We start from the raw sequence: 24,355 nt of genomic DNA, 5'->3' as shown, positions 1-24,355 counted from the left end.
TCAGGCCACCCCCACCTCGTCGGACGCCGCGGCCGCCAGCGCACGCTTGGCCCTGTTCGGCGCAGCGCGTTTGCCATACAACCAAGCGCACATACTGGTGAGGATCTCGCTCCTATCGCCCACCGGGTCGTCATCGACTTCAGCGGAATCGACCACCACCAGCTCACGGCCCTGGGCGGCCAGCGCCGCCTGCACGTACTCCGAGCCGCACCGGCAGAACCGGTCCCGGCGCTCGACCACGATCCGACTCACCGTCGGGTCACCCAGTACGGCGAGAAACTTCCGGCGGTGCCCGTTGAGCGCGAAACCAACCCCGGTCACCACCGTGTCGACCGGGATCTGTTTTGCCGTGGCCCACGCGGTCACCCGCGCCACCTGCCGATCCAAATCAGCCTTCTGATCAGCCCAGGAGCCGCGCGCGTACACGGTCGTGCGTGATCTTCGGCCAGCCGCGCCGATCGGCTCATCCACCAGAATCAGCCGACCCACTCGCCGCGCCAGCGCCGGCAACAGCCCGGCGTGGAACCAGCGATACGCGGCCACCCGCGCAACACCGTTGCGCTCAGCCCACACCGCAAGATTCACACCCCTGTTCCTACAGCACACCACCGACAACTACCGACCACCCACGCCGCAACAGTTGACAACCCCGTCGCGCGACGCCGCCGGGCGCCCACGACCGGGCCGCTCGCATCGCAATTCCGGCGAGTGCGCCCGAGACGCCGGCCGGATGCCAGCTACTATCGCTTGGGTGTCGGACGGCGAAACAGCCAAACCACGTCGGCGCCGGGGTCGCCGTCGCGCTGCCGATGCGATCGAGAACCGCGCCGACAGCCAACTGGCCGGCGGTGCCACCGACGTGTCCGGCAAGGCGCAAAAACGTCGCGCCCGGAGAGTTTCCCGCGGCGCCGAGCGGTCGCGCACGCTACACGAGATCTCCGCGGGTGGCCTAGTTGTCGACGGCATTGACCGGCCGCGGAAGGAGCAGCTCGCGGTCCTGATCGGTCGTGTTGACCGGCGCGGCCGAATGCTGTGGTCGCTGCCCAAGGGGCACATCGAAGTCGGTGAGACCGCTGAGCAGACCGCGATCCGCGAGGTGGCCGAGGAGACCGGGATTCGCGGCAGCGTGCTGGCCGCGTTGGGACGCATCGATTATTGGTTCGTCACCAACGGGCGCCGGGTGCATAAGACCGTGCACCATTATCTGATGCAGTGCTCCGGCGGAGAGCTGTCCGAAGAGGATCTCGAGGTCGCAGAGGTGGCGTGGGTACCGCTGGAGGAACTGCCTTCTCGGCTGGCCTACGCCGACGAACGACGGCTGGCCGAAGTGGCCGACGAGCTGATCGGCAAGTTGCAGGCTTACGGACCGGCCGCCTTGCCGCCGCTGCCGCCGAGCAAACCACGGCGGCGCGCACAGACGCATTCGCGCAGCCGCCAATTCCTGGGGCTTACCGCGCCGGGCCGAAAGAACCGTCGCGGTCCAAGCCCGTGACTACCCCGCGGCGTCGGCGGGCAGCTGTCGTGCGCCTCGCCGTGGTGGCCGGCATCACAGCCGGCTTAGGGGCCTTGCTCACCATGTCCGCTGCCGCTCCGCGCGCCCTGGCGGGCGAGCCCGGTGCGACACCGTTTGTGGTGGTCCGAGTTGATCATGTCTCTCCCGACGTGGTCACCACCACCAGCGAGCCCGTCGTCACTCTCACCGGAATCGTGAGCAACGTCGGGGATCGTCCGGTCCGCGACGTGATGGTGCGCCTCGAGCGGGCAGCGGCGGTCACCTCGTCGGCGGGCCTGTCTACCGCTCTCGACGGCGCCACTGATCAATACCAGCCGGTGACCGACTTCCTCACGGTGGCGACCGACCTGCAACGTGGCCACAACGTCGCCTTCACCCTCTCCGCCCCGGTGCGCTCGTTGACTGCGCCGTCGCTGAGCATCGAGCAACCAGGGGTCTATCCACTGCTGGTAAACGTCAACGGAACACCTGACTACGGCGCGCCGGCCCGCCTCGATGACGCCCGGTTTTTGCTGCCGGTAATCGGCGTGCCGCCCGATCCGGCCGGCTCGTCTGCCAACGCGCTGGCCTCGGTGGTCGCCCCGGACACGTCGAAACCAGTGCAGATCACCATGTTATGGCCGCTAGCAGACCGGCCCCGATTATCTCCTGGTGTACCCGGTGGCACCGTACCCGTGCGGCTGGTGGACGACGAGCTGGCGACGTCGCTGGCACCGGGCGGCCGGCTGGACCTCATGCTGTCGGCGGTCGAATTCGCCACCAGCCGTGACGTCGATCCCGATGGGGAGGTCAGCCGGGCGCTATGCCTAGCCGTCGACCCGGATCTGCTGGTCACCGTCAATGCGATGACCGGCGGTTACGTCGTGTCCAATTCATCAGGCGGTAGCGCTCTGCAGCCGGGCGCTCCCGCACACCCGGGAAGTGGGCAGGCTGCCGCGGCGGTCTGGCTAGACCGGTTACGCACCCTGGCTCACCGCGTGTGTGTGGTGGCTACCCCCTACGCGCAGGCCGACCTGGACGCCTTGCAACGCGTCGGCGATCCCGGGCTCGGCGAGATCGCCACCCGCAGTGCCGGCGATGTCGTTGACCAGATTCTCGGCGTCAAGTCCACCAGGGGCGCCACCCTCATAGCCGACGGTCCGCTCACCGCCCGGGCCGTTGACCTGCTCGATGCCAACGGTGCGACCGTGGTTATCGCCCCCGCTGAGCTTTCCAGGCACGATTCAGATACCGGCGGGCTCGCCGTGGCTAATCTGCGGCCACGGCGGGTTGCCGCGCAGGTCGTGAGCGCGCCATTCGATCCTGCCGTGGGCGCCGCGCTGGCGGCGATGGGCGCCGAGCCGGTTGTACCGGCCTACCGGGATGCCTCATGGGCCGCTCGGCTCAGGCACGACTCGGGCACGGCCCGCCGTCAGGACGCTTTGGGCTCGATGCTGTGGCGCAGCTTGCAGCCCGCCGTCGCACCACGCGCCCAGGTGCTGTTGCCACCGGCATGCTGGAACCTTCAAGCCGAAGACGCGCACGCGATCCTGACCACGCTGGCCACTGCCATTCACGCGGGCCTGGCGGCGCCGCGGCCACTGCCGGCGCTCGTCATCGACGCCGAGGCCACCGCCGCCCCCCAGCCGATAGATCCTCACGCCGACATTCGTGGTCGTTTCGACGACAACGTCGTTGCCCTGATCTCCGGTCAGGTAGGGCGGCTGTGGGGACTCACCTCCGCGTTGAGCACCGATGCCCGCACCGGCTTGACCGGCGTGCAGTACACCGCACCGCTGCGGGAGGATATGCTGCGGGCCCTGAGCCAGTCCGAGCGGCCCGCTACCCGCAACGGCTTGGCCCTGCAGCGATTGCGGATCGTCGGCGACACCATCAATGACTTGTTCGCCGCGGTGACCATCGTCAATCCGGGTGGGTCCTACACCCTGGCCACGGAACACAGTCCCCTTCCGCTGGCGTTGCACAACGGCTTGGCTGTTCCGATCCAGGTGCGGCTTCGGGTCGATGCTCCGCCCGGTATGGTGGTCACCGACATCGGTACGGTCGAGTTGCCTCCCGGTTATCTGCCGTTGCGGGTGCCCATCGAAGTGAACTTCACGCAGCGTTTCGCCATCGACGCGTCGTTGCGCACTCCAGACGGTTTGCCTCTGGGCACGCCTGTGCGGTTGTCGGTGCACTCTAACGCCTATGGCAAGACGCTGTTCGCGATCACGCTGACCGCGGCGGCGGTGTTGGTGACGCTGGCCGGCCGGCGGCTTTGGCACCAGTTTCGCGGACAACCCGACCCCGCCGATTTAGATCGGCCACAACCCTCAAGAGCAAGGCGCCCCGGCCCGCGCGACGAGCGACCCCCCCGCGTGGCTGAAGAGCACCGAGTATGAATCCCGCCAGGCGGCACGTACCCCCTGCCGAGCCACCGCCCCGGCGACCGGTTGCGCAGCCCGGTCACCGGCCACCGCGACGTGACGCGGCCCCACCTCCAGGCCGGTCGCTACCGCCGGCGCCGGCGGCACCCCGGGCGCGACCGGAACTTAGCGACGCGGCCCTGGTGTCGCGGTCCTGGGGCGTAGCACTCGCGACGTTGATCAGCCGGATCACCGGCTTCGCCCGGATCGTTTTGCTCGCCGCAATCCTGGGCGCGGCGCTCGCCAGCGCCTTCTCGGTGGCCAATCAGCTCCCGAATCTGGTGGCTGCGCTGGTGCTCGAAGCGACGTTCACCGCGATTTTCGTGCCCGTCCTGGCCCGCGCCGAGCAAGACGATCCCGACCAGGGCGAATCGTTTGTCCGGCGCCTCGTCACACTGGCTAGCTGCCTGCTAGTGGTGACGACCGTGGTGTCGGTGCTGGCCGCGCCCCTGCTGGTACGCCTCATGCTGGGGGCTGAGCCACGGGTCAACGCGCCCTTGACGACCGCGTTTGCTTACCTGCTGCTGCCGCAGGTGATTTTTTATGGGCTTTCCTCGGTGTTCATGGCGATTCTTAACACGCGCAATGTGTTCGGGCCGCCGGCCTGGGCGCCGGTTGTCAACAACGTCGTCGCGATCGCCGCGCTGGGTGTTTACCTGGCGGTGCCCGGCGAGCTTTCGGTCGACCCGGTTCGGATGGGCAACGCCAAACTGCTGGTGCTGGGCGTCGGCACGACCCTTGGGGTGTTCGCCCAAACGGCGGCCCTGATGGTGGCGATCCGGCGTGAGCGCATCAGGCTGCGCCCGCTGTGGGGCATCGATCAACGCCTCAAACGGTTCGGCACGATGGCCGCCGCGATGGTGCTCTATGTGTTGATCAGCCAGCTCGGGCTGGTTGTCGGGAACCAAATCGCCAGTGCGGCAGCGGCTTCCGGACCCGCGATCTACAACTACACCTGGCTGGTGCTAATGCTTCCCTTTGGCATGATCGGGGTGACGGTACTGACGGTGGTGATGCCGCGGCTGAGTCGCAACGCCGCCGCCAACGATATCCCTGCCGTCCTCGCCGACCTGTCACTGGCCACCCGACTCATCATGCTCACCCTGATCCCCATCGTCGCGTTGATGACCGTCGGCGGGTCCGCGATCGGTAGCGCGTTGTTCGCCTACGGCCATTTCGGCGAAGTCGACGCCGGCTACCTGGGTGCGGCTATCGCATTGTCCGCCTTCACATTGGTCCCGTACGGCCTGGTGCTGCTGCAACTGCGCGTTTTCTACGCACGAGAACAACCCTGGACGCCGATCGTGCTCATCGCCGTCATCACCACGGTCAAGGTCATCGCCTCGGTGCTGGCGCCGCATGTCACCGGCGATCGCCAACTGGTCGCTGGCTATCTGGGGCTGGCGAACGGTCTCGGGTTTCTGGCCGGCGCGATCGTCGGCTACTATTTGCTCCGGCGCGCACTCCTGCCGGCCGGTGGCCATCTGGTTGGCGTCCGGGAGGTGCGAACGGTCCTGGTAACGGTTGCTGCGTCGTTGCTTGCGGGTCTGATCGCCCAGATAGTGGACTGGCTACTTGGTCTGCGCGCCTTGACGATTCACGGCGGGGGTCTCGGATCGTTGCTGCGACTGCTGGTGTTTGCGGTGATCATGCTGCCAATCATGGCGGTGGTCATGCTGCGTGCGCAGATCCCCGAGGCTCAGGCCGCCCGGGCGGCCGTCCGCCGGTGGCTCGGCAGCGGCACGCTTTCTAGGGAACGTAGCGAACGCCAGGCACCGCTCCCCCGCAGGTGGGCGATCGCCCTGCACCCTTGGCTGCCCGCTCGCAGCAAATTAACCGATGAGGAGGCGATTGCCCTCGATCGGTCACGCTCCCGCGGCCCGGTCACGTACCCTGAACAGTGGAATTGTTTCCCACCGGGGGGATATGGATATTCGCTCCATGAGCCGACTCGGCGACCGCCTGCCGGACCGGCGGCCGCAGCGGGGCCAGGGAAAGGACCGGAGGTGAGCAACCGCCCATCCGACATCGTCTCACCGAGTGCCACGCCGCAGACCGAACCGGTGCGGCCGGTCATCGACTTCCGATCCGATGGTCCCGCTGGGCTGCCGCCCGCCGCCGCGGCGGAAACGCAGCGGCCCGACAAACCTAGCGGCCCGTTTTTGGCAGAGCCGGCAACTGAGACGAACCCGGGCAACGCGCCCCGCAAGCAAAACGCGGAATCGGCGCTGGCTAAAGACCTGGCTAAAGACGCTAAAGACAGAGACGATGTCCACTTGGTTCCTGGTGCCCACATCGCCGGGGGCCGCTACCGTCTTTTGGTCTTTCACGGCGGCGCGCCGCCCCTACAGTTCTGGCAAGCCCTGGATACTGCCCTGGACCGCCAAGTCGCGCTGACGTTCGTCGACCCCGACGGGGCGCTGCCGGAGGATGAGCTGCAGGACATCTTGTCTCGCACACTGCGGCTCAGCCGAATCAACAAACCGGGTATCGCCCGGGTGCTTGACGTTATCCGCACCGGCGAGGGCGGGTTGGTGGTCGCCGAGTGGATCCGTGGCGGCTCGCTGCAGGAGGTTGCCGACACTTCACCCTCCCCGGTTGGCGCCGTTCGGGCCATGCAGTCGTTGGCCGCGGCCGCCGACGCCGCCCACCGCATGGGCATCGCGCTTGCGATCGACCACCCCAGCCGGTTGCGTGTCAGCGTTGCCGGCGAGGTCGCGCTCGCCTACCCGGCGACCATGCCCGAGGCTAACCCTCGGGACGACATCCGCGGAATCGGCGCAGCGCTGTATGCCCTGCTGGTCAACCGGTGGCCGCTGCCGGAATTCGGGGTGCGCAGCGGATTGGCTCCCGCTGACCGCGATCAGGCCGGGCAGGCGGTCGAACCCAGTTCCGTCGACCCCGACATCCCGTTCCAGATTTCTGCGGTCGCCGTGCGAGCCGTTCAAGAGGACGGAGGAATACGCAGCGCCTCAACGCTTTTGAATCTGTTGCAGCAGGCGGCGGTGGTGGCCGACCGCACCGACGTATTGGCCCCGATCGGCGCGCCCGCGCCGCCAGCTGCCGTCGTGTCGCCGGTTCCCCGCTCAAATGACGAGGTGTTGGCCCGCCGCCGCAACGTCACGATTGGCCTCGGAGCCGCGCTCGCCATTATCGCGGTGGGCCTGCTGGTGCTGGCATCGGTGCTGAGCCGGATCTTCGGCGATGTCGGAGGAGGTCTCGACAAGGACGGACTAGGCCTCAACGCGCCAACTCCGACCTCGACGTCTGCCGCCGCCCCGGTGACGGTCGGCGGCATCGTCAAACCCGTGCGGGTCACGGTGTTCTCCCCGGAGGGCGATCCCGACAACCCCGGCCAGGCGGGACTGGCAATTGACGGCAACCCAGCGACGGCGTGGTCGACCGACATCTATAACGACGCGGTGCCTTTCCCAAGCTTCAAAAACGGTGTCGGATTACTGCTGCAACTGCCGAATCCCACCGTCGTCAGCGCCGTCGACATCGATGTGTCCAGCACCGGCACCACGGTGCAAGTCCGGTCGTCACCGACGGCGACGCCGGCCAAACTGGATGACACCACGGTGTTAACCCCGCCGACCGTGTTGCAACCCGGTCACAACAGGATTCCGGTCAAAGCCGCATCGGCGACGTCGGATCTACTGGTGTGGATCTCCACGTTGGGGACCACGGAGGGCAAGAGCCGGGCCGCGATTCCTGAGATCGCCGTGCACGCAGCGCCCTGAATACCGGGCGGGACGAGGTGCCAGGCTCCACCGGGTGAAGTGCCACCGGCTGGCCGATGGGTTACGGTCCGGCCGTGGATTTCGGGGGGAGGGTTCGCCGGCAACGCAGCGACGCCGAATTGCTGGCCGCTCACGTCGCCGGTGACCGCTACGCTTTCCAAGAGCTGTTCCAGCGTCATCGCCGGCAGCTTCGCCGGCTTGCCCGCCTTACCAGTCGCAATCCTGAAGACGCGGACGACGCACTGCAGGACGCCATGCTCTCCGCCCACCGGGCCGCCGGAGCGTTTCGCCACGACGCCGCGGTGAGCAGTTGGTTGCACCGGATCGTGGTCAATGCCTGCCTGGACCGGCTGCGCCGCGCCAAGACCCACCCGACGACAACCCTCGACGACGAGTACCCGGTTGCCGATCGAACTGCCCAGGCGGATACCGCCATCATGGTTCAGCGGGCCCTGATGCGGCTGCCCGTCGATCAGCGCGCTGCCGTGGTGGCCGTCGACATGCAGGGTTACTCCATCGCCGACGCCGCCCGGATCCTCGGAGTTGCCGAGGGTACCGTCAAAAGCCGCTGCGCACGAGCGCGCGCCCGCCTTGGCGTCCTGCTCGGCTGCCTCGATACGCCGGCCGCCGGGGGTGCGGGCGGCTAGCCGGGGTCGGGTGTTCTAGTCCGCGGCAGAGCCGCGTGCATGCTGGTGAGGCGGTGTCGTCCACCGGCCAACCGATGCGCGCGGCCGGGCGATCCACGGGTGCGCATAGCGGCGGCTCGGCGCATGACGGACACTGGGGTAGATGGGTGAAGCCGACCATGATCAGGTCGTCGACGCGCACCTCGCGGCGGCGTTGCGGTCTGGGGATGCCCCGGTCCGCATCCCTCGCCGCGCCGCCCACGCGGCCCGCCCGGTCACCGGCCCGGTGAAGGCGATCGCCGCTGCGACCGGTGTGGGTGCCGTCGCCACTGCGATCGTACTTGGAACGGTTGCCCTCAGCGGCGCGCCGGTGACCGTGCCGAGCGCCCCGGGCACTATCGAGCACATCACCGTGTCCTCGCGGGCGGGCGAGATCCCGCTGTCTGACGGCCAGATTTTCGGACTGCTCGACCGCAGCCCTGACTATGGTCCGTTCACCGATGCGCCGCATCGCGTGTCCTGCTTGAAAGGCCTCGGCTATCCTTCGTCGGCCCGGGTGCTGGGCGCCCAGCCGATCCGGATCAACGGCCAACCCGGTGTGGTGCTGGTGCTGCCCGCGGATCGCCCCGATCAACTCCTGGTGCTCGCGGTGGCGCCGCGCTGTAGTGCGGCCGATACCGCCCTGTTGGCCAGCGCGCTCGTCCGCCGCCCGTAGAGTGAACTGGGAACAAGCTATGCCCGCCCCGGCGTTCGTAGACGTTTGTAGACCCGCTGGACCAGCGTGACGAAAGGTTCATATGACTGCCACCAGCCCTGTCCATGATGTGATCGTCATCGGTTCCGGTCCCGCCGGCTATACGGCGGCGCTTTACGCCGCCCGTGCGCAGCTTGCGCCGTTGGTGTTCGAAGGGACGTCATTCGGGGGCGCGCTGATGACCACCACCGAGGTGGAGAACTACCCCGGGTTTCGCGACGGCATCACCGGCCCGGAGTTGATGGACCAGATGCGTGAGCAAGCGCTTCGTTTTGGTGCCGACCTGCGAACCGAGGACGTCGTATCGGCATCGCTGGAGGGGCCGATCAAGTCGGTCACCACTGCCGGTGGACAAACCCACCGAGCCCGCGCCGTCATCCTGGCGATGGGCGCCGCCGCCCGCTATCTCCACGTACCCGGCGAACAGGAGTTGCTGGGCCGGGGTGTGAGCTCGTGCGCCACCTGCGACGGGTTCTTTTTTCGCGACCAGGACATCGCCGTCGTCGGTGGCGGTGACTCGGCGATGGAGGAGGCCATTTTTCTCACCCGGTTCGCCCGCAGTGTCACGATCGTGCATCGCCGGGAAGAATTCCGGGCCTCGAAGATCATGCTCAACCGGGCGCGCAACAACGACAAGATCCGCTTCATCACCAACCACATCGTCGTCGCGGTGGAAGGCGATTCCACGGTAACTGGATTGCGTGTTCGCGACACTGTTACCGGTGCGGAGTCCACACTGGCGGTGACCGGGGTCTTCATCGCAATCGGCCACGACCCGCGCTCCGAGTTGGTTCGTGGGGTTGTCGAACTCGACCCGGACGGTTACGTGCTGGTGAAAGGGCGCAGCACAAGTACCTCGCTGGATGGCGTGTTTGCCGCCGGCGATCTGGTTGACCGGACCTATCGCCAGGCAGTTACCGCAGCTGGAACCGGCTGCGCCGCGGCAATTGACGCCGAGCGTTGGCTAGCGGAACGCGCAGCGGCAGAGACCTCGCCGGAGACCGCGGCACCCGCCGCGCCGGGAGACGCCGACAGTACCGACACCTTGATTGGAGCGCCACGATGACCAAGGCTGAACACCCCCGGGCCACGGTGGAAGTCTCCGACGCATCTTTTGCATCGGAGGTATTAGCTAGCAACCGACCTGTGCTCGTAGATTTTTGGGCAGCCTGGTGTGGACCATGCCGGATGGTGGCACCGGTACTGGAAGAGATTGCCGCGGAGAATGCCGGCCGGCTTACGGTCGCTAAGCTCGATGTGGACGCCAACCCGGAGACGGCGCGCAACTTCCAGGTGGTCTCCATCCCCACGCTGATCTTGTTCAAGGACGGACAGCCGGTGAAGCGAATTGTCGGTGCCCGGGGCAAGGCGGCATTACTGCGGGACCTGTCCGACGTCGTCTAGCCGGCGTCACCGCTGTTGGGGTGGTGTTTTCTTAAAGTCTGCCGGCGTCTGCGACAATAGCCGCATAGCTATGTTCACCGTGATCCGCAGTGTCAGTAGGCTCCCGGAGGATCCTTGGTATGTCGGGTTCCCACCACAGAAACGGCGATGCGCTGCGCTGTGGTGACCGTAGCGCCGTAGTCGCCGAAATCCGACGCACGCTAATTGAGTTGGGCCTGCTGGATAATTCCGATGACGACCTGGCCGCCGAAAACCGGGTGGCCCCCGACGTGTTCGATGTGAGGCTTGACCGGGCGGTACGCGCCTTCCAGCAGGATCGCGGGCTGCTTGTCGACGGGGTCGTCGGGGAGGCTACTTACCGGGCGCTGAAAGAGGCGTCTTACCGACTTGGCGCCCGCCCGCTGTATCACCAATTCGGCGCCCCGTTGTACGGCGACGACGTCGCCGCTCTCCAAGCCCGCCTACAAGACCTGGGTTTTTATACCGGGCTGGTCGACGGGTATTTCGGCTTGCAGACTCATAACGCCCTGATGGCTTACCAGCGGGAGTACGGTCTTTACGCCGACGGTATCTGCGGCCCGGAAACGTTGCGCTCCTTGTATTTTCTCAGTTCACGCGTTACCGGTGGCTCCCCGCACGCCATCCGCGAGGAAGAGTTGGTCCGCAGATCCGGCCCGAAACTATCCGGTAAGCGCATCATCATCGACCCTGGCCGCGGCGGCTCGGACGGTGGGCTGATAACTCCCGGCCCGACGGGGCCCGTTAGCGAAGCAAATGTTTTGTGGGACATAGCAAGCCGACTAGAAGGCAGGATGACCGCTATCGGCATGGAAACGTTCCTATCGCGGCCGATCAACCGTAGTCCCTCGGATGCGGAGCGCGCCGCCACCGCGAACGCCGTCGGTGCGGACCTCATGATCAGCCTTCGCTGCGCGACCCTGCCGAGCCCGGCCGCCAATGGCGTGGCTTCTTTCTACTTCGGGAACTCGCATGGTTCGGTGTCGACAATAGGGCGCAATTTAGCGGACTTCATCCAGCGAGAACTAGTGGCCCGTACCGGTCTGTGCGACTGTCGCACGCACGGGCGGACTTGGGATCTGTTGCGGCTGACCCGGATGCCCACGGTTCAAATCGACGTCGGATACATCACTAACCCCGGCGACCGCGCGTTGTTGGTCCGGCCCGAGACCCGCGATGCCATCGCGGAGGGGATTCTGGCGGCAGTGAAGCGGCTCTACCTGCTTGGCAAAAACGATCGGCCCACCGGGACGTTCACCTTCGCCGAGCTACTCGCCCACGAATTGGCGGTGGAACAAACGGGCCGACGCCACGACCCCCGGGCAGCCGGCCGAAACCGGGCGCGTTAGTCGTTCACTCTGCAGCAACCGCTCCAAAGCCGCCTCTACTTCGGCTTTCCACCCCAAGCCCCGGTCCAGCTCCAATCGCAGCCGCGGGAAGTACCGATGTGGCGCGACGACGACGAAACCGACGTCCCGCAAAAACGCGGCGTCGATAACGCACTGCTCAACCGAGCAGTCGCCGAACGTCTCCACCACGGGCTGCATGAGTGGGTCGGCCGCCGGCAAGTTGTGTAACTCGATTGTCGCGGGTGTGCGCCCGAAGGCTTCCAACGCCCGCACACCCCGCCGCACCAGCTCGTCGACCACCCTGGCGATCAGGCTCCGCGGCAAGTCTTCGGTAGCCCGTCCGGGCTCCACACCCATGGATGTCAGCAAAATGGCATCGGGTGATACCGGCGCGGTGGGCATCCGCTGCGCCCGTGGTACTGCTCGCGGTGGCGCGTAGAACACATACCCGAGGCATGGCGGCTCATCGTCGTCGCCGGTGGCTACGGCAGTGGCCATCTGACCGCATGACCCCCATTCCAACATCACCATCGACAGCCACGCCTCCTTTTCGAACTCAGGATCAGCGAGGCGATGCTCGTTGCCGATGGTCGCGGGGTCGACTTCCCAAAATACGCAGCGGCGCGCATGCTTGGGCAGCTGCTCAAAGGATTCGAGCCGCAACGGTGTGATTCGGACAGACACTAAATTTTTGGCCTCCGTGCCGTGCTAGCGTTGATGGCCTTGCTCCTCCACGAACCGGCCCGTGCACATCGCCGAAGAGCGGCGCTCTTGACCTGCACCCCTAGCAACCCTTTTAGGATACGAGAGTTTGCGCCGACCAAGCTAGATGGCGGGCGGTAGCCCGTTCCCAGAGTATCCGGCAAGGTACTGGTTTCAGCTCTCAGGTAGAAACTCGATACGCAGTGGCGTCCCCCGGAATAATCGTGGATGGTGTGGGCTTCGGCCGGTTCGGCGGTTTGCTGTGCCCGGAGCGCCGCCATGGACGTCGGCGAGGCTACCGGGATCGCGCGTCATGTCTTCGGCGGGGTCAAGAGCGCGGTGATGCGCTGCAGGTCGTCTACGGAGCCAAATTCAACAACAATCTTGCCCTTGCGTTTGCCAATGCTAACCGTGACACGGGTATCCAGGGCATTGGATAGCTGCTCAGCGACGTCTTGCAGGCCGGGCATTTGAATGGGCTTGCGCTTCGGTGGTGCTGACGTGGCTGGCCCACCACGGTTGATAAGGGTAACCGCTTCTTCGGTGGCCCGGACCGACAGGCCTTCGGCGACAATGCGCGCCGCCAGCTCCTCCTGAGCCTCGGGGCCGGCCTCTATGGCGAGTAACGCTCGTGCGTGACCGGCCGATAGGACACCCGCGGCCACCCGCCGTTGCACCGCAATCGGGAGCCGTAGCAACCGGATCATGTTCGTGATGACCGGGCGTGATCGGCCGATGCGGGCCGCCAATTCATCGTGGGTGACACCGAACTCGTCCAGTAGTTGCTGGTACGCCGCGGCTTCTTCTAGCGGATTCAACTGGACACGATGAATGTTTTCCAAAAGCGCGTCGCGCAGCAGGTTGTCGTCCCCTGTTTGACGCACAATAGCCGGAACGGTGGCTAGACCCGCTTCGCGGGCAGCCCGCCAGCGCCGCTCACCCATCACGATCTGATAACGGCTGCTCCCATTCTGCGATCCGCCGACGGCGCGGACCACAATCGGTTGGAGCAGACCGAATTCGCGGATGGAATGCACGAGTTCGGCGTGGGCCTCGGCATCGAACACTTGACGTGGCTGGCGGGGATTAGGCTCGATGAGCGCGGGGTCGATCTCCTGATACACCGCTGCGGTGCTCGGGGTCTCCGGGGCCGGCTTTCCCAAAACGACGTCCGCTGCCGCGTCACCCATCCGTGGTCCCAACGACCTCGACTCGGCGTCTGCCGGTCCGGTGGGGATCAATGAAGCCAGGCCTCGCCCGAGGCCGCCTTTCTTGCGTAACGGCTGGGTCATGATTGTCCCTTCGCGGATAATGGCTGGTCGCGCTCGGCAAGTTCGCGGCTGGCGTCAAGATAGCTCATCGCGCCACGCGAGCCTGGGTCGTAATCAATGATCGTCATGCTGTAGCCAGGCGCTTCCGAGAGTTTGACACTGCGCGGAATCATCGTGCGAAGCACCTTTGCCCCGAAGTAACGCCGCACCTCGTCGGCCACCTGATCGGCGAGTTTGGTCCGTCCGTCATACATGGTGAGGATCACCGTGGTCACCTCGAGCCGCGGGTTGAGGTGTGCCCTCACCATTTCGATATTGCTCATCAGCTGTGACACGCCCTCCAGGGCGTAATACTCACACTGGATCGGGATCAGCACCTCAGGGGCGGCCACGAGTGCGTTAACCGTCAGCAGCCCCAGCGATGGTGGGCAATCGATAAAAACGTAGTCGAAATCGAAGCCGTCCAACTCCGTCAGGGCTGACCGTAGCCGGTTTTCCCGCGCCACCATGCTCACCAGCTCGATCTCCGCGCCGGCGAGATCGATCGTGGCCGGTAGGCAAAACAGTCGATCGCTATGCGGGCTAGGTCTCAGTGCCGCCTGCAGCGGGGTTTCGCCGAGAAGGACTTCGTATGAGGATGGTGTTCCGGAACGCCGTTCGGTGATTCCCAGCGCCGTGCTGGCGTTACCCTGGGGATCCAAGTCGATGACCAGGGCCTTCAACCCTTGAACGGCTAACGCGGCCGCGAGGTTAACCGCGGTAGTGGTTTTCCCCACACCGCCTTTCTGGTTTGCGACGGTCAGCAGTCGACGGTTGGTGGGTCGGCGCAATTGAGCGTGGGTAGTGTGCAAGACGCGCATGGCGCGTTCCGCGGCGTCCCCGATGGGGGTGTCAACATCCTGGAGTGTTTCACGTGAAACATCGACGGGTTGACAAGTGGAGCTGCCAAGCGCGTCATCGGCTCGATCGACGGAGTCGGGGGTGCTCGCGCGCGGCGCCGCCGCCCCGTCGGGCGACGAAGCCAAGCCGTCAGGCAGCGGTCTCACGACGCTTCCCGGGTCATCGGATGCCGTCCTCTCCGCACTCCACGCCGCGCCACCACCGCGACCACGGGCCGGCACAAATAATTCGCGCCACATCTTTCTAGCCTGACATCATCCGCGCCTAAAGCCCGCATCACACGCCGATATTGCCGTACCTCGTCGGGTGCCCGTTCGCCCTTTATCGCTATCATCCGCCCACCAGGACGTAGCAGCGGCAAGCACCACTTCGTCAGCCGGTCCAATCCGGCCACCGCTCGGGATACCGCGACATCCATCCTCCCGCCGATACGGCCACACACCGTGGCCTCCTCCGCGCGGCCCCGGATAACCTGCACTGCAAGGCCGAGCTCCGCGATCACCGATCCCAGAAACTCAGTTCTGCGCAACTGCGGCTCAACAAGCACTACCCGAAGATCCGGCCGAGCGATCGCGAGCGGGAGTCCCGGCAGTCCGGCGCCGCTGCCGACGTCGACGACATGGTCGCCCGTCTTTAGCAATTCGCCGATCGCCACACTATTAAGCAAGTGGCGATCCCAGATCCGTCGCGCTTCATGAGGTCCGATCACGCCCTGCGGCAGCCCCTCAGTGACCAGAATTTCCGCGTAACGCTCCGCCGCGCCAAGATTGACGCCGAACACCCGGGCCGCCACGTCAGGGATTTCAGGCATCGCGACATGTTTCACGTGAAACATTCCTCCCGTTAATCGCGACGCACATCCCACAATTATCTGCGCATTGCTACTCCCAGACACGCAGCACGACGACATGGCGCGACGGCTCGGCGCCTTCACTCTCGCTTCGCACCCCCGCCACTGCCGCCACGGCGTCGTGAACGATTTTGCGCTCGAACGGCGTCATCGGCACAAGATCCTCGCGTTCGCCAGTACGCAGCACACGCTCGGCCGCCGCCTTGCCCAACGCCGTCAACTCGGCACGCCGCCGTCGTCGCCAACCCCCGATATCAAGCATCAGCCGACTGCGCACGCCCGTCTTTTGATGCACCGCCAGCCGAGTCAATTCTTGCAGCGCGTCCAGCACCTCACCCTGACGACCAACCAGTCTGCTCAAGTCGTTACCGCCATAGATGCTGACTACCGCGCGATCGCCTTCGACATCGAGATCAATATCCCCGTCGAAATCGAGAAGATCTAACAACTCCTCCAAGTAGTCACCGGCAATCTCACCCTCGACGACCAATCGCTCTTCTGCATCCTCGGTCCCGTCACCCCGCCTATCCGCGACCGTTGCCGCGTCCCCCGTATCGTCTTCCGGTGCCTGCACATCGCCCTCGCGTTCCGCCGTCTCAGCGTCTGTCATGCTGACCTCTTCCTCATTACGGCTCATTGCGGGCTGTATTCTCGTAAACTCACAGCCGCCCATTTCATCCTGCCTCCGGCCGGGCGCCCTTTCCCTACCTCGTAACGCTCACCTACACCACACCGCTACCGTTTCCTTCTTTTTGACCTGGCACCCGGTCGCGGCGTACGGTTACCCCCTGCCCTGTTCCGCGCACCTTCAGTTGACTTATTCACATCCCTCGCCCATCCCGTTTCCCGCCCCATCCCACCGATAACGTCCGGTTTCTGCATCGAGCCCGATTCCGCTCCGCCATCCCCTGCCGTCGGCGCTTCCTCGCTCCCCACTGGCGCGGGTTTTGGCGAGCGCTTGGGTTTGGCTCCGGGCGCCGGCGCGTTCGCCGCCCGCCGTTGGATTGCGTCTTGTTTTTTAGCCTCTTCCTCTTTTTCGATCATGCCAAACACGTGGTGTTGCTGGAAAAAAGTCCAAATATTGTTCGACACCCAATACACAATGATCGCCAACGGCAGAAACGGGCCCCCAACGACCACGCCCAGCGGGAAAACGTACAACGCCATTTTATTCATCAGCGCCGTCTGTGGATTAGCCGCAGCCTCCGGACTTTGCCGCGCCACCGATGCGCGACTGTTAAAGTGTGTCGCTATCCCGGCCACGACCATCAACGGAACACCGACCACAATCACCGCCGCGCGGTTGAATTCAGTGAACGCGTCCAACCCCGCGTGTTGCGTCATATATGCGCCGATCGGCGCCCCGAACAAATTGGCATCGAGGAAGTGGCCTACGTCAGTCGGGCTGAAAACATAGTTACCCGTCGCGCGGTTCTCGCCCACTGTTAGATGTGGTTGACCGAACCCGCCCGTCGTCCGGTTAAACGACCGCAGCACGTGATATAAGCCCAAAAATACCGGGATCTGCGCCAACATCGGCAAACAACCCAGGATCGGATTAAAGCCGTGCTCCCGTTGCAGTTTCTGCATTTCCAGCGCCATGCGCTGGCGGTCTTTACCGTACTTCTTCTGCAGCGCCTTGATCTGCGGCTGCAATTCCTGCATCTGCCGGGTAGTTCGAATCTGCCGCACGAACGGCCGGTACAACAGCGCTCGCAAAGTGAACACCAAAAACATGACCGACAACGCCCACGTAAAGAAGCTCGACGGCCCTAGCACAAATCCGAACGTTTTGTACCAAAGCCACATGATCGCCGACACCGGATAGTAAACGAAGTCCAGGCTGAACCAATCAAACAAACGACCCACTCCCCCCTAGCTGCGCCGCGGTGTCGGAGCCACGATGTCGTTCCACACGATCTGGGATAGGGTCCCAACCTCCCGGATGCCACGGCCCACACTTGGCCAGTCGGATCGCCGCCAACCAACCTCCCCGAACCAGACCGTATTCGGTAAGAGCGTCGACCGCGTACTGGCTACACGTAGGAAAAAACCGGCACGTCGGCAATCGCAACGGTGAAATCATGTGCCGATACAGCTGGATCAGAAAAATAACGGCCCGCGCCACCACCCCTCCGCCACCACGCAACCGGCCTCGCCCCGACTGCGCCGCGCTCACCGCGCTCACCGATGGGCTCCCGCTAACTCATGACAGCGTCTCAACCCCGTTCGCAATTCCTGCTCCAGTCGCGCCGATGTGGCGTTGCGGCTACCCCCCAGCGCCCGGATCACCACGTCCTCACCGTGATCCAGCTCACCTAACACCGCTCGGCTGGCAGATCGCAGCCGCCGCGCGACCCGATGGCGCTCTACCGCCGAGCCAATCGACTTTCCGACAATCAATCCGATCCTTGGAGCACGCACTTCCCTGCGATCTCCCATCAGCCGCACATGCACCACTATGTCCGGCTGCACCACGCGCACCCCGAACTTGATCGTCGTATCGAAGTCTTTCGACCGTCTCATGCGGTTGCGGGCTGGCAGCACCGTTATAAACCTGTAGCCAGATTAAACCGTCAGCGAGCGACGTCCCTTACGCCGCCGACTCGACACAATCGCCCGTCCCGCTCGGGTACGCATTCGAAGCCGGAAACCGTGCACCCGCGCCCGGCGCCGGTTATTCGGCTGATAAGTCCGTTTGCCCTTAGCCACGGCACTCTCCTCGTCGCATCTGGCTGATCTTCCGCCCAGCAAACGGCCGCTTGCACGCTAGCGCCGACCATAGACACTGGCCCCTCGCCGAAGTCCTCAGCGAGCCGTCACCGGCCCTCCGTCACGCCGCCGGCCGCCACCGCTCCAAATGGCCCACCCGGCGCGCAACCGTATCGCCAACGTTCGGGCGACTGTTCGAGGGTACTGACCTCCGTTGCACCGGTCAAACTGTCCTCCACCACAACAGACGCCTTTCACCATCGTCGCTACGCCGCGTTACCAACGCCCGCGCCTACCGGCGCAAACACCGCCTTTCCAATCCCGTGGAACCGTTGGCGACCTAAACAGAAAACTGCTAGCTTCAGGCAATGCCGTTTCACACGGGAACGGCGCGCGACAACGAAGCGAGGACGCCAGATCCAGCTCGGCAGTCAACCGGTCTTGCCGGTGCCCGGTATCGGTCTCGCGGACTGTCGTGCGTAAGTTGGGATGCGACCAATACCGCCGTGTCCACGCCCGTGGACAAACGCGCGGACAGCGTTGTAGTGTGTGCACTCCTCATGGTGCACACCAGCCAGGGGGGATCTGTCGTTGACCGATGACCCCGGCGCGAATTTCACGACCGTCTGGAACGCAGTCGTCTCCGAACTCAACGGCGCGCCACACCAGACCGACACAACCAGCGCTGCGGTCCCCTCCCCCCTGACTCCCCAGCAAAGAGCCTGGCTGAATCTCGTCCAGCCGATCACGATCGTCGAAGGGTTTGCCCTGCTCTCCGTACCCAGCAGTTTCGTCCAAAACGAGATCGAACGTCATCTTCGCGCCCCAATTACCGACGCCCTCAGCCGCCACCTCGGCCAACAGGTCCAACTGGGGGTCCGCGTCGCGGCGCCCGAGTCCGACGCCGCCACTCCTGTCGATGATACGGATCGCACCGCTATCGATCGGGCCGGCGATCCTGAAATCAACGCCGATGAAACCGACGACTACGGCCAAGCCGCTCCCGGCAGCCCCGAGAACTGGCCAAGCTACTTCACCGAACGCGCTCACAGCGCCGAGTCGGCTAACCTCGCAGCACCGAGCCTCAATCGTCGCTACACATTCGATACCTTCGTCATCGGCGCATCCAACCGATTTGCCCATGCCGCCGCTGTCGCGATCGCAGAAGCGCCAGCGCGCGCCTATAACCCCCTGTTCATCTGGGGTGAATCCGGACTTGGCAAGACCCACCTGTTACACGCTGCGGGCAACTATACGCAGCGACTATTCCCTGGTATGCGGGTGAAATACGTATCTACCGAGGAATTCACGAACGATTTCATCAACTCCCTTCGCGACGACCGCAAAGTAGCTTTCAAGCGTAGCTATCGCGACGTCGACGTCCTGCTCGTCGATGACATCCAGTTCATCGAGGGTAAAGAAGGAATTCAAGAGGAGTTTTTCCACACCTTCAACACATTGCACAACGCCAACAAGCAAATCGTCATAACATCTGATCGTCCCCCAAAACAACTCGCAACACTCGAGGACCGCCTGCGCACCCGGTTCGAATGGGGTCTGATAACCGACGTTCAGCCCCCTGAACTGGAAACTCGCATCGCCATCCTGCGGAAAAAAGCACAAATGGAATGCCTCGCGGTGCCCGATGACGTGCTCGAACTAATCGCCAGTAGCATCGAACGCAACATCCGCGAACTTGAGGGCGCGCTCATTCGTGTCACGGCGTTCGCCTCGCTCAACAAAACCCCAATCGACACGGCCCTCGCCGAACTCGTGTTGCGGGACCTCATCGCCGACGCCACCACCATGCAGATCAGCGCGGCGACCATCATGGCGGTTACCGCAGAATACTTCGACACCACAGTCGAAGACCTACGCGGCCCCGGAAAAACCCGGGCCCTCGCGCAGTCGCGCCAAATCGCGATGTATTTGTGCCGCGAACTCACCGATCTTTCGCTTCCCAAGATCGGGCAAGCCTTCGGTCGGGACCACACCACCGTCATGTACGCCCAACGCAAAATCCTGTCCGAGATGGCCGAACGGCGTGAAGTATTCGATCACGTCAAAGAACTCACCACTCGCATCCGTCAGCGCACCAAGCGATAACCGCGATAACCTCCTGATACAAACACAACGACATCCTGCATTCGACGTGTCGGAATCACTCCCAAAACCTGTGGACACCGCTGTGCACGGCCTCATCAACTCACCGGCGCGTACTGTGAAATCTGCCCCCAACTCCGGGTTGTCCCCAGGCACCGCCGGCAATCACCACACCCATCCACGCGGTCATTCACAGTCAACCGCCGCTCCTAGCAGCGCAAACCATATGTTCTCCCCACCATCCACACCCCTTATTACTGCTACTAAGTTATTTCTGTGGTTCCGGAGTCAAAGTAGGTCACGTGCACAGCATGAGCGTCGGCGCGGTCACCATCATCAACCACCATGACGAAGCACCGACGCGGGTCTGGCAACGCGTTGAGCTTTCCAGTTGACCGCGAAAGCTCTACGGTTGCCGGTACGGTCGCCGTGGCGACTACCGTCCACCGGGCCACTGGGTCTCCGCGGTTGCGGGCCGACTACCGGGCACTCGGTGCCCTCGTTGTCGTGAGGTGATGAAGGAACGTTATGGATGTGGCGATGACCAAACTCGGCGTCACCGACTTGAAGTTTCGATTGCAGCGGGACGTTTTCGCCGACGCAGTCGCCTGGGTGGCCAAAATCCTGCCTGCCAGGCCTACGGTTCCGGTGCTGGCCGGGGCGCTGTTAACCGGCTCGGAGCAGGGCTTGACCGTCTCCGGGTTTGACTACGAGGTATCTGCCGAGGCCCAGGTTGACGCTGAAATAGTTTCGCCTGGGCGTGTTTTGGTGTCCGGCCGGTTGCTGTCGGACATTACCCGCGCCCTTCCGAATCAGCCCGTCGAGTTTGGCGTCGACGGCTCCCGGGTGTCATTGACGTGCGGTAACAGCCGGTTCTCGCTACCGACGATGCCCATCGAGGACTATCCGGCATTGCCTGCGCTGCCCGCCGAGACCGGGACGCTGCCGGCGGATTTATTCGCCGAGGCGGTGAGCCAGGTGGCGGTTGCCGCGGGTCGAGATGACACGTTGCCAATGCTGACCGGCATTCGGATGGAAATCTCGGGCGCGAAGGTCGTTTTGGCCGCTACGGACAGGTTTCGCCTGGCGGTGCGCGAGCTGACCTGCTCGGTCGCCGCACCCGGCTTTGAGGCGGCGGTGCTGGTACCGGCCAAGACACTCGTTGAAGCCGCAAAAGCCGGCGGCGACGGTTCCGATGTCCATTTAGCGCTTGAAGGCGAATCCGTGGCCGGCAGGGATGGGCTGCTGGGCATCAGCGGAGACGGCAAGCGCAGCACGACCCGACTTCTCGGTGCCGAGTTTCCGAAGTTTCGGCAATTGTTGCCCACTGAGCACACCGCGGTGGCCACCATCGGTGTCGCCGAGCTGACCGAAGCGATCAAGAGAGTTGCGTTGGTTGCCGATCGGGGGGCACAAGTGCGGATGGAGTTTGCCGATGAGCTGTTGCGGCTGTCCGCGGGGGGCGATGATCTCGGCCGGGCGGAAGAAGTTTTGCCGGTTCACTTCGCCGGGGCGCCATTGATGATCGCGTTTAACCCCACCTACCTGATCGACGGATTGGGGTCGGTGCACTCCACCCGGGTGTCGTTCGGCTTTACTGAGCCCGGCAAGCCAGCATTGTTGCGGCCCGCGAGCGAAGACGATGTTCGGCGGCAGGGACCCGGCCCATTCCCGGCCGTGCACACCGAGTACGTCTATCTGCTGATGCCGGTTCGGCTGCCCGGCTAAAACGTGTCGAACAACCCGGTTGGTGCTCGGCACCGCCCTTTCGGGTGTTGTTTGGTTCCGGCCGTGGGTGCGGTGTCAACGTGGGTGCGCGTCATCTGGGCTGGTTTCACCACCGCGAGGGCGGTGGTCGGAGCGTCCGGCAGGCGAGCGTTGGTGACCCGGCCTGCCGCTTGGGGGTCCGGGGATCGAACAACGTGGTGGGTCTGGCCCCTAGCGGGTCGGATTGGTCGCCACCAGCAGACTCAACCGCAGTCAGTTGTTCGAGACGCTTGGGGGATCGTTCGTGCCTGCGATCCATGGACGGTTTGAGATGATCGAAGCGAACACGACACTTTGAGCGATGCTTCAACACATGCCGGATGATACGTTTGCGTGTTTGGGGATCCCGCAGAAAAGAGGCCGAGAAATGATCGATACCGACAGGATTTGTGGACGTGCGTTAAGCGCCGGTCAGATTGTGTAAAAGGGTGTACGTTCGAAATTTAGGACTGCATGATTTCCGGTCCTGGGCGCATACCAGTCTGGAATTGCTGCCGGGATCGACAGTATTCGTTGGCCCGAACGGATATGGCAAGACCAACCTGATTGAGGCCCTGTGGTATCTGTCGACCTTGGGCTCGCATCGGGCGGCAACGGATGCGCCGTTGATTCGAAGCGGAACATCACGGGCGATAGTGTCCGCGATCGTTGTACGCGGTAGCCGGGAATGCGCGATTGATGTCGAGATCTCGCCGGGGCGCGCGAACAAGGGATGGTTAAACCGCTCACCGGTGCGCAGCACGCAGGACTTAGTCGGGGTGCTGCGGGCGGTGCTGTTTGCTCCCGAAGACTTGGCTCTGGTTCGTGGAGAGCCGGTGGAGCGTCGTCGTTACCTCGATGAATTGATAACCGCCCGCCGGCCGGCAATGGCGGCGGTCCGAGCAGATTACGAAAAGGTACTGCGGCAGCGCACCGCGCTGCTGAAAACACTCTCTGTGGCCAGGCAGCCGGACGCGGCGATGCTAGACACCCTGGACGTGTGGGACGCGCGACTGGCCGCCCTTGGCGCGAAAGTGGTCGCCGCCCGCGTGGATCTGGTGAGTCAACTGACCGGTGAAGTAGCGAAAGCCTACGGATTGCTCGCTGGTGGCTCCGCCTCGATGTCGATCCGGTATCGCGCCAGCGTGGATCTCGGTGTGGGCGAGGGCGCCGACGCGGCGTCCGTTGAAGCTATTTTGCTTGCGGCGCTCTCGGAGCGCCGCGCCGCGGAGATCGAGCGCGGAGTGTGCCTGGCCGGTCCCCACCGCGACGACCTAGAAGTGCGCCTTGATGATCGACCCGCTAAAGGTTTCGCCAGCCATGGTGAATCGTGGTCGATGGCCTTGGCGTTGCGACTGGCCGCCTATGAGTTACTGCGGACCGATGGCGATGATCCGGTACTGTTGCTGGACGATGTGTTCGCAGAACTTGACGCGACCCGCCGGCAGGCATTGGCAACGGCGACCGCATCGGCAGAGCAAGTACTGGTGACTGCGGTGGCTGCTGAGGCCATTCCACCAAGTTTGGGGGCTCGACAGGTCATCATCGAATGGCGTCACGACGACTCCGAATCGGTGGTCCGCGGGTGATTGATAGCGAAGACGGACATGGATCTGGTTAGACGCGCGCTCGACGAAGCACGGCAGGCCGCGCGCGGTCCCCGCCGGGACTTCCAGCGCGGCCAATCTGCGGCGCCGTCACGTCGGGTGGCCGGATCGTCCCGCCGCCGACGCTGGTCCGGGCCGGGCCCGGACCCACGCGATCCACAGCCGCTGGGAAAGGTGGCGCGCGAGCTCGCACGCCAACGCGGATGGTCATCACGAGTCGCCGAGGGCGTGCTGTTCGGCCGGTGGCCGGTGGTCGTCGGCCGGCAGATCGCGGAGCACGCCGTGCCGATCTCCTTGCGTGACGGAGTGTTGACTATTACGGCGGACTCGACGGCCTGGGCGACGCAGTTGCGCCTGATGCAGGCCCAGCTGCTGGCGGGGATTACCGCGGCCCTCGGAGAGCGGACGGTGACCGCGGTCAAAATCGTCGGCCCGGCCGCGCCGTCCTGGCGCAAGGGGCCATTACACGTCGCCGGCCGAGGACCCCGGGACACCTATGGCTAGCGCCATACCGGCTCAGGCAACTGCAGGCTGAGAGCGCCGGGGAGCACCGTAAGGCCCCCGGCAAGTCCCTGACCCGTGGCGAGCGCCGCCAAGCGCCACTAGACGCCGTCAGCCGGGCAGAAACACCCTTTAAGAATCGGTGCCGGCC

22 protein-coding genes are annotated in these 24,355 nt (G+C 64.5%); 12 read left to right on the top strand and 10 right to left on the bottom strand.

What is annotated here, in order from left to right:
* Window positions 1–585 (bottom strand): IS607 family transposase, encoded by a 585-nt coding sequence (locus MSM1_RS07105; protein ID WP_213440821.1) that lies wholly within the window; start codon window positions 583–585, stop codon window positions 1–3.
* Between the two features lie 166 nt (window positions 586–751).
* Between MSM1_RS07105 and MSM1_RS07100 the strand changes: the two genes are divergently transcribed.
* From MSM1_RS07100 to MSM1_RS07065, 8 genes are all read left to right on the top strand, one after another.
* A complete protein-coding gene (locus MSM1_RS07100) occupies window positions 752–1,492 on the top strand; it encodes an NUDIX hydrolase (RefSeq protein WP_213440820.1) in 741 nt (246 codons plus the stop codon).
* A complete protein-coding gene (locus MSM1_RS07095) occupies window positions 1,489–3,894 on the top strand; it encodes a hypothetical protein (protein ID WP_213440819.1) in 2,406 nt (801 codons plus the stop codon). The genes MSM1_RS07100 and MSM1_RS07095 overlap by 4 nt, the downstream gene beginning before the upstream one ends.
* Window positions 3,891–7,661: a murein biosynthesis integral membrane protein MurJ gene (gene murJ / locus MSM1_RS07090; protein WP_213440818.1), complete on the top strand. Its 3,771-nt coding sequence runs from the start codon at window positions 3,891–3,893 to the stop codon at window positions 7,659–7,661. The genes MSM1_RS07095 and murJ overlap by 4 nt, the downstream gene beginning before the upstream one ends.
* Window positions 7,662–7,735: 74 nt before the next feature.
* A complete protein-coding gene (gene sigM, locus MSM1_RS07085; RefSeq protein WP_307857298.1) occupies window positions 7,736–8,308 on the top strand; it encodes an RNA polymerase sigma factor SigM in 573 nt (190 codons plus the stop codon).
* Window positions 8,309–8,450: 142 nt separating this feature from the next.
* Window positions 8,451–9,002, top strand: coding sequence for a hypothetical protein (locus MSM1_RS07080; protein ID WP_213440816.1), 552 nt, complete (start codon window positions 8,451–8,453; stop codon window positions 9,000–9,002).
* An 82-nt stretch (window positions 9,003–9,084) separates the two neighbouring features.
* Window positions 9,085–10,107, top strand: a complete 1,023-nt coding sequence (gene trxB / locus MSM1_RS07075; RefSeq protein WP_213440815.1) for a thioredoxin-disulfide reductase — start codon at window positions 9,085–9,087, stop codon at window positions 10,105–10,107.
* The gene (gene trxA / locus MSM1_RS07070; RefSeq protein WP_213440814.1) at window positions 10,104–10,445 is read left to right on the top strand and encodes a thioredoxin; all 342 of its coding nucleotides are present in this window, start codon (window positions 10,104–10,106) and stop codon (window positions 10,443–10,445) included. Before trxB ends, trxA begins: the two co-directional genes overlap by 4 nt.
* 119 nt (window positions 10,446–10,564) lie before the next feature.
* The gene (locus MSM1_RS07065; RefSeq protein ID WP_213440813.1) at window positions 10,565–11,812 is read left to right on the top strand and encodes an N-acetylmuramoyl-L-alanine amidase; all 1,248 of its coding nucleotides are present in this window, start codon (window positions 10,565–10,567) and stop codon (window positions 11,810–11,812) included.
* Here the strand turns inward: MSM1_RS07065 and MSM1_RS07060 are convergent.
* The 9 genes from MSM1_RS07060 to rpmH form a co-directional block, all read right to left on the bottom strand.
* Window positions 11,732–12,496: an acetyltransferase gene (locus tag MSM1_RS07060; protein WP_213440812.1), complete on the bottom strand. Its 765-nt coding sequence runs from the start codon at window positions 12,494–12,496 to the stop codon at window positions 11,732–11,734. The two genes, MSM1_RS07065 and MSM1_RS07060, sit on opposite strands and share 81 nt — an antisense overlap.
* Window positions 12,497–12,825: 329 nt before the next feature.
* A complete protein-coding gene (locus MSM1_RS07055) occupies window positions 12,826–13,806 on the bottom strand; it encodes a ParB/RepB/Spo0J family partition protein (RefSeq protein WP_213440811.1) in 981 nt (326 codons plus the stop codon).
* Complete coding sequence (locus MSM1_RS07050; RefSeq protein ID WP_374101662.1) at window positions 13,803–14,831, bottom strand: ParA family protein; 1,029 nt, start codon at window positions 14,829–14,831, stop codon at window positions 13,803–13,805. The genes MSM1_RS07055 and MSM1_RS07050 overlap by 4 nt, the downstream gene beginning before the upstream one ends.
* The gene (gene rsmG / locus MSM1_RS07045; RefSeq protein WP_213440809.1) at window positions 14,828–15,520 is read right to left on the bottom strand and encodes a 16S rRNA (guanine(527)-N(7))-methyltransferase RsmG; all 693 of its coding nucleotides are present in this window, start codon (window positions 15,518–15,520) and stop codon (window positions 14,828–14,830) included. The genes MSM1_RS07050 and rsmG overlap by 4 nt, the downstream gene beginning before the upstream one ends.
* A 46-nt stretch (window positions 15,521–15,566) precedes the next feature.
* Window positions 15,567–16,145 (bottom strand): R3H domain-containing nucleic acid-binding protein, encoded by a 579-nt coding sequence (locus tag MSM1_RS07040; protein ID WP_213441534.1) that lies wholly within the window; start codon window positions 16,143–16,145, stop codon window positions 15,567–15,569.
* A 125-nt stretch (window positions 16,146–16,270) separates the two neighbouring features.
* On the bottom strand, window positions 16,271–17,404 hold the full coding sequence (gene yidC / locus MSM1_RS07035; protein ID WP_213440808.1) for a membrane protein insertase YidC: 1,134 nt from the start codon (window positions 17,402–17,404) through the stop codon (window positions 16,271–16,273).
* A complete protein-coding gene (yidD, locus tag MSM1_RS07030) occupies window positions 17,388–17,714 on the bottom strand; it encodes a membrane protein insertion efficiency factor YidD (protein WP_213441531.1) in 327 nt (108 codons plus the stop codon). Before yidD ends, yidC begins: the two co-directional genes overlap by 17 nt.
* A 5-nt stretch (window positions 17,715–17,719) precedes the next feature.
* Window positions 17,720–18,082: a ribonuclease P protein component gene (gene rnpA, locus MSM1_RS07025; RefSeq protein ID WP_213440807.1), complete on the bottom strand. Its 363-nt coding sequence runs from the start codon at window positions 18,080–18,082 to the stop codon at window positions 17,720–17,722.
* A 21-nt stretch (window positions 18,083–18,103) separates the two neighbouring features.
* Entirely contained in the window at window positions 18,104–18,247 is a 144-nt protein-coding gene (gene rpmH / locus MSM1_RS07020; protein WP_213440806.1) for a 50S ribosomal protein L34, read from the bottom strand.
* A 591-nt stretch (window positions 18,248–18,838) separates the two neighbouring features.
* Here rpmH and dnaA point away from each other — a divergent pair.
* The 4 genes from dnaA (at window position 18,839) to MSM1_RS07000 (ending at window position 24,207) form a co-directional block, all read left to right on the top strand.
* Window positions 18,839–20,353: a chromosomal replication initiator protein DnaA gene (dnaA, locus tag MSM1_RS07015; RefSeq protein WP_213440805.1), complete on the top strand. Its 1,515-nt coding sequence runs from the start codon at window positions 18,839–18,841 to the stop codon at window positions 20,351–20,353.
* Window positions 20,354–20,878: 525 nt separating this feature from the next.
* Complete coding sequence (dnaN, locus tag MSM1_RS07010) at window positions 20,879–22,078, top strand: DNA polymerase III subunit beta (protein ID WP_213440804.1); 1,200 nt, start codon at window positions 20,879–20,881, stop codon at window positions 22,076–22,078.
* 467 nt (window positions 22,079–22,545) lie between these two features.
* Complete coding sequence (gene recF / locus MSM1_RS07005) at window positions 22,546–23,685, top strand: DNA replication/repair protein RecF (protein WP_213440803.1); 1,140 nt, start codon at window positions 22,546–22,548, stop codon at window positions 23,683–23,685.
* 18 nt (window positions 23,686–23,703) lie between these two features.
* Entirely contained in the window at window positions 23,704–24,207 is a 504-nt protein-coding gene (locus tag MSM1_RS07000) for a DUF721 family protein (RefSeq protein WP_213440802.1), read from the top strand.
* The last annotated feature ends 148 nt before the right edge of the window (window positions 24,208–24,355 follow it).

The organism is Mycobacterium sp. SM1 (genome assembly GCF_018361265.1).
GTDB lineage: Bacteria > Actinomycetota > Actinomycetes > Mycobacteriales > Mycobacteriaceae > Mycobacterium.
Note: the sequence above shows the minus strand (reverse complement) of the source record. Positions and strands in the feature narration are given on the sequence as shown.

Excerpts from the sequence above, each read along its gene's own strand:
- murJ (WP_213440818.1), top strand. The coding sequence starts at position 3,891 with ATGAATCCCGCCAGGCGGCACGTACCCCCTGCCGAGCCACCGCCCCGG.
- MSM1_RS07080 (WP_213440816.1), top strand. The coding sequence starts at position 8,451 with ATGGGTGAAGCCGACCATGATCAGGTCGTCGACGCGCACCTCGCGGCG.
- trxB (WP_213440815.1), top strand. The coding sequence starts at position 9,085 with ATGACTGCCACCAGCCCTGTCCATGATGTGATCGTCATCGGTTCCGGT.
- trxA (WP_213440814.1), top strand. The coding sequence starts at position 10,104 with ATGACCAAGGCTGAACACCCCCGGGCCACGGTGGAAGTCTCCGACGCA.
- MSM1_RS07065 (WP_213440813.1), top strand. The coding sequence starts at position 10,565 with ATGTCGGGTTCCCACCACAGAAACGGCGATGCGCTGCGCTGTGGTGAC.
- MSM1_RS07055 (WP_213440811.1), bottom strand. The coding sequence starts at position 13,806 with ATGACCCAGCCGTTACGCAAGAAAGGCGGCCTCGGGCGAGGCCTGGCT.
- rsmG (WP_213440809.1), bottom strand. The coding sequence starts at position 15,520 with ATGTTTCACGTGAAACATGTCGCGATGCCTGAAATCCCTGACGTGGCG.
- MSM1_RS07040 (WP_213441534.1), bottom strand. The coding sequence starts at position 16,145 with ATGACAGACGCTGAGACGGCGGAACGCGAGGGCGATGTGCAGGCACCG.
- dnaN (WP_213440804.1), top strand. The coding sequence starts at position 20,879 with ATGGATGTGGCGATGACCAAACTCGGCGTCACCGACTTGAAGTTTCGA.
- MSM1_RS07000 (WP_213440802.1), top strand. The coding sequence starts at position 23,704 with ATGGATCTGGTTAGACGCGCGCTCGACGAAGCACGGCAGGCCGCGCGC.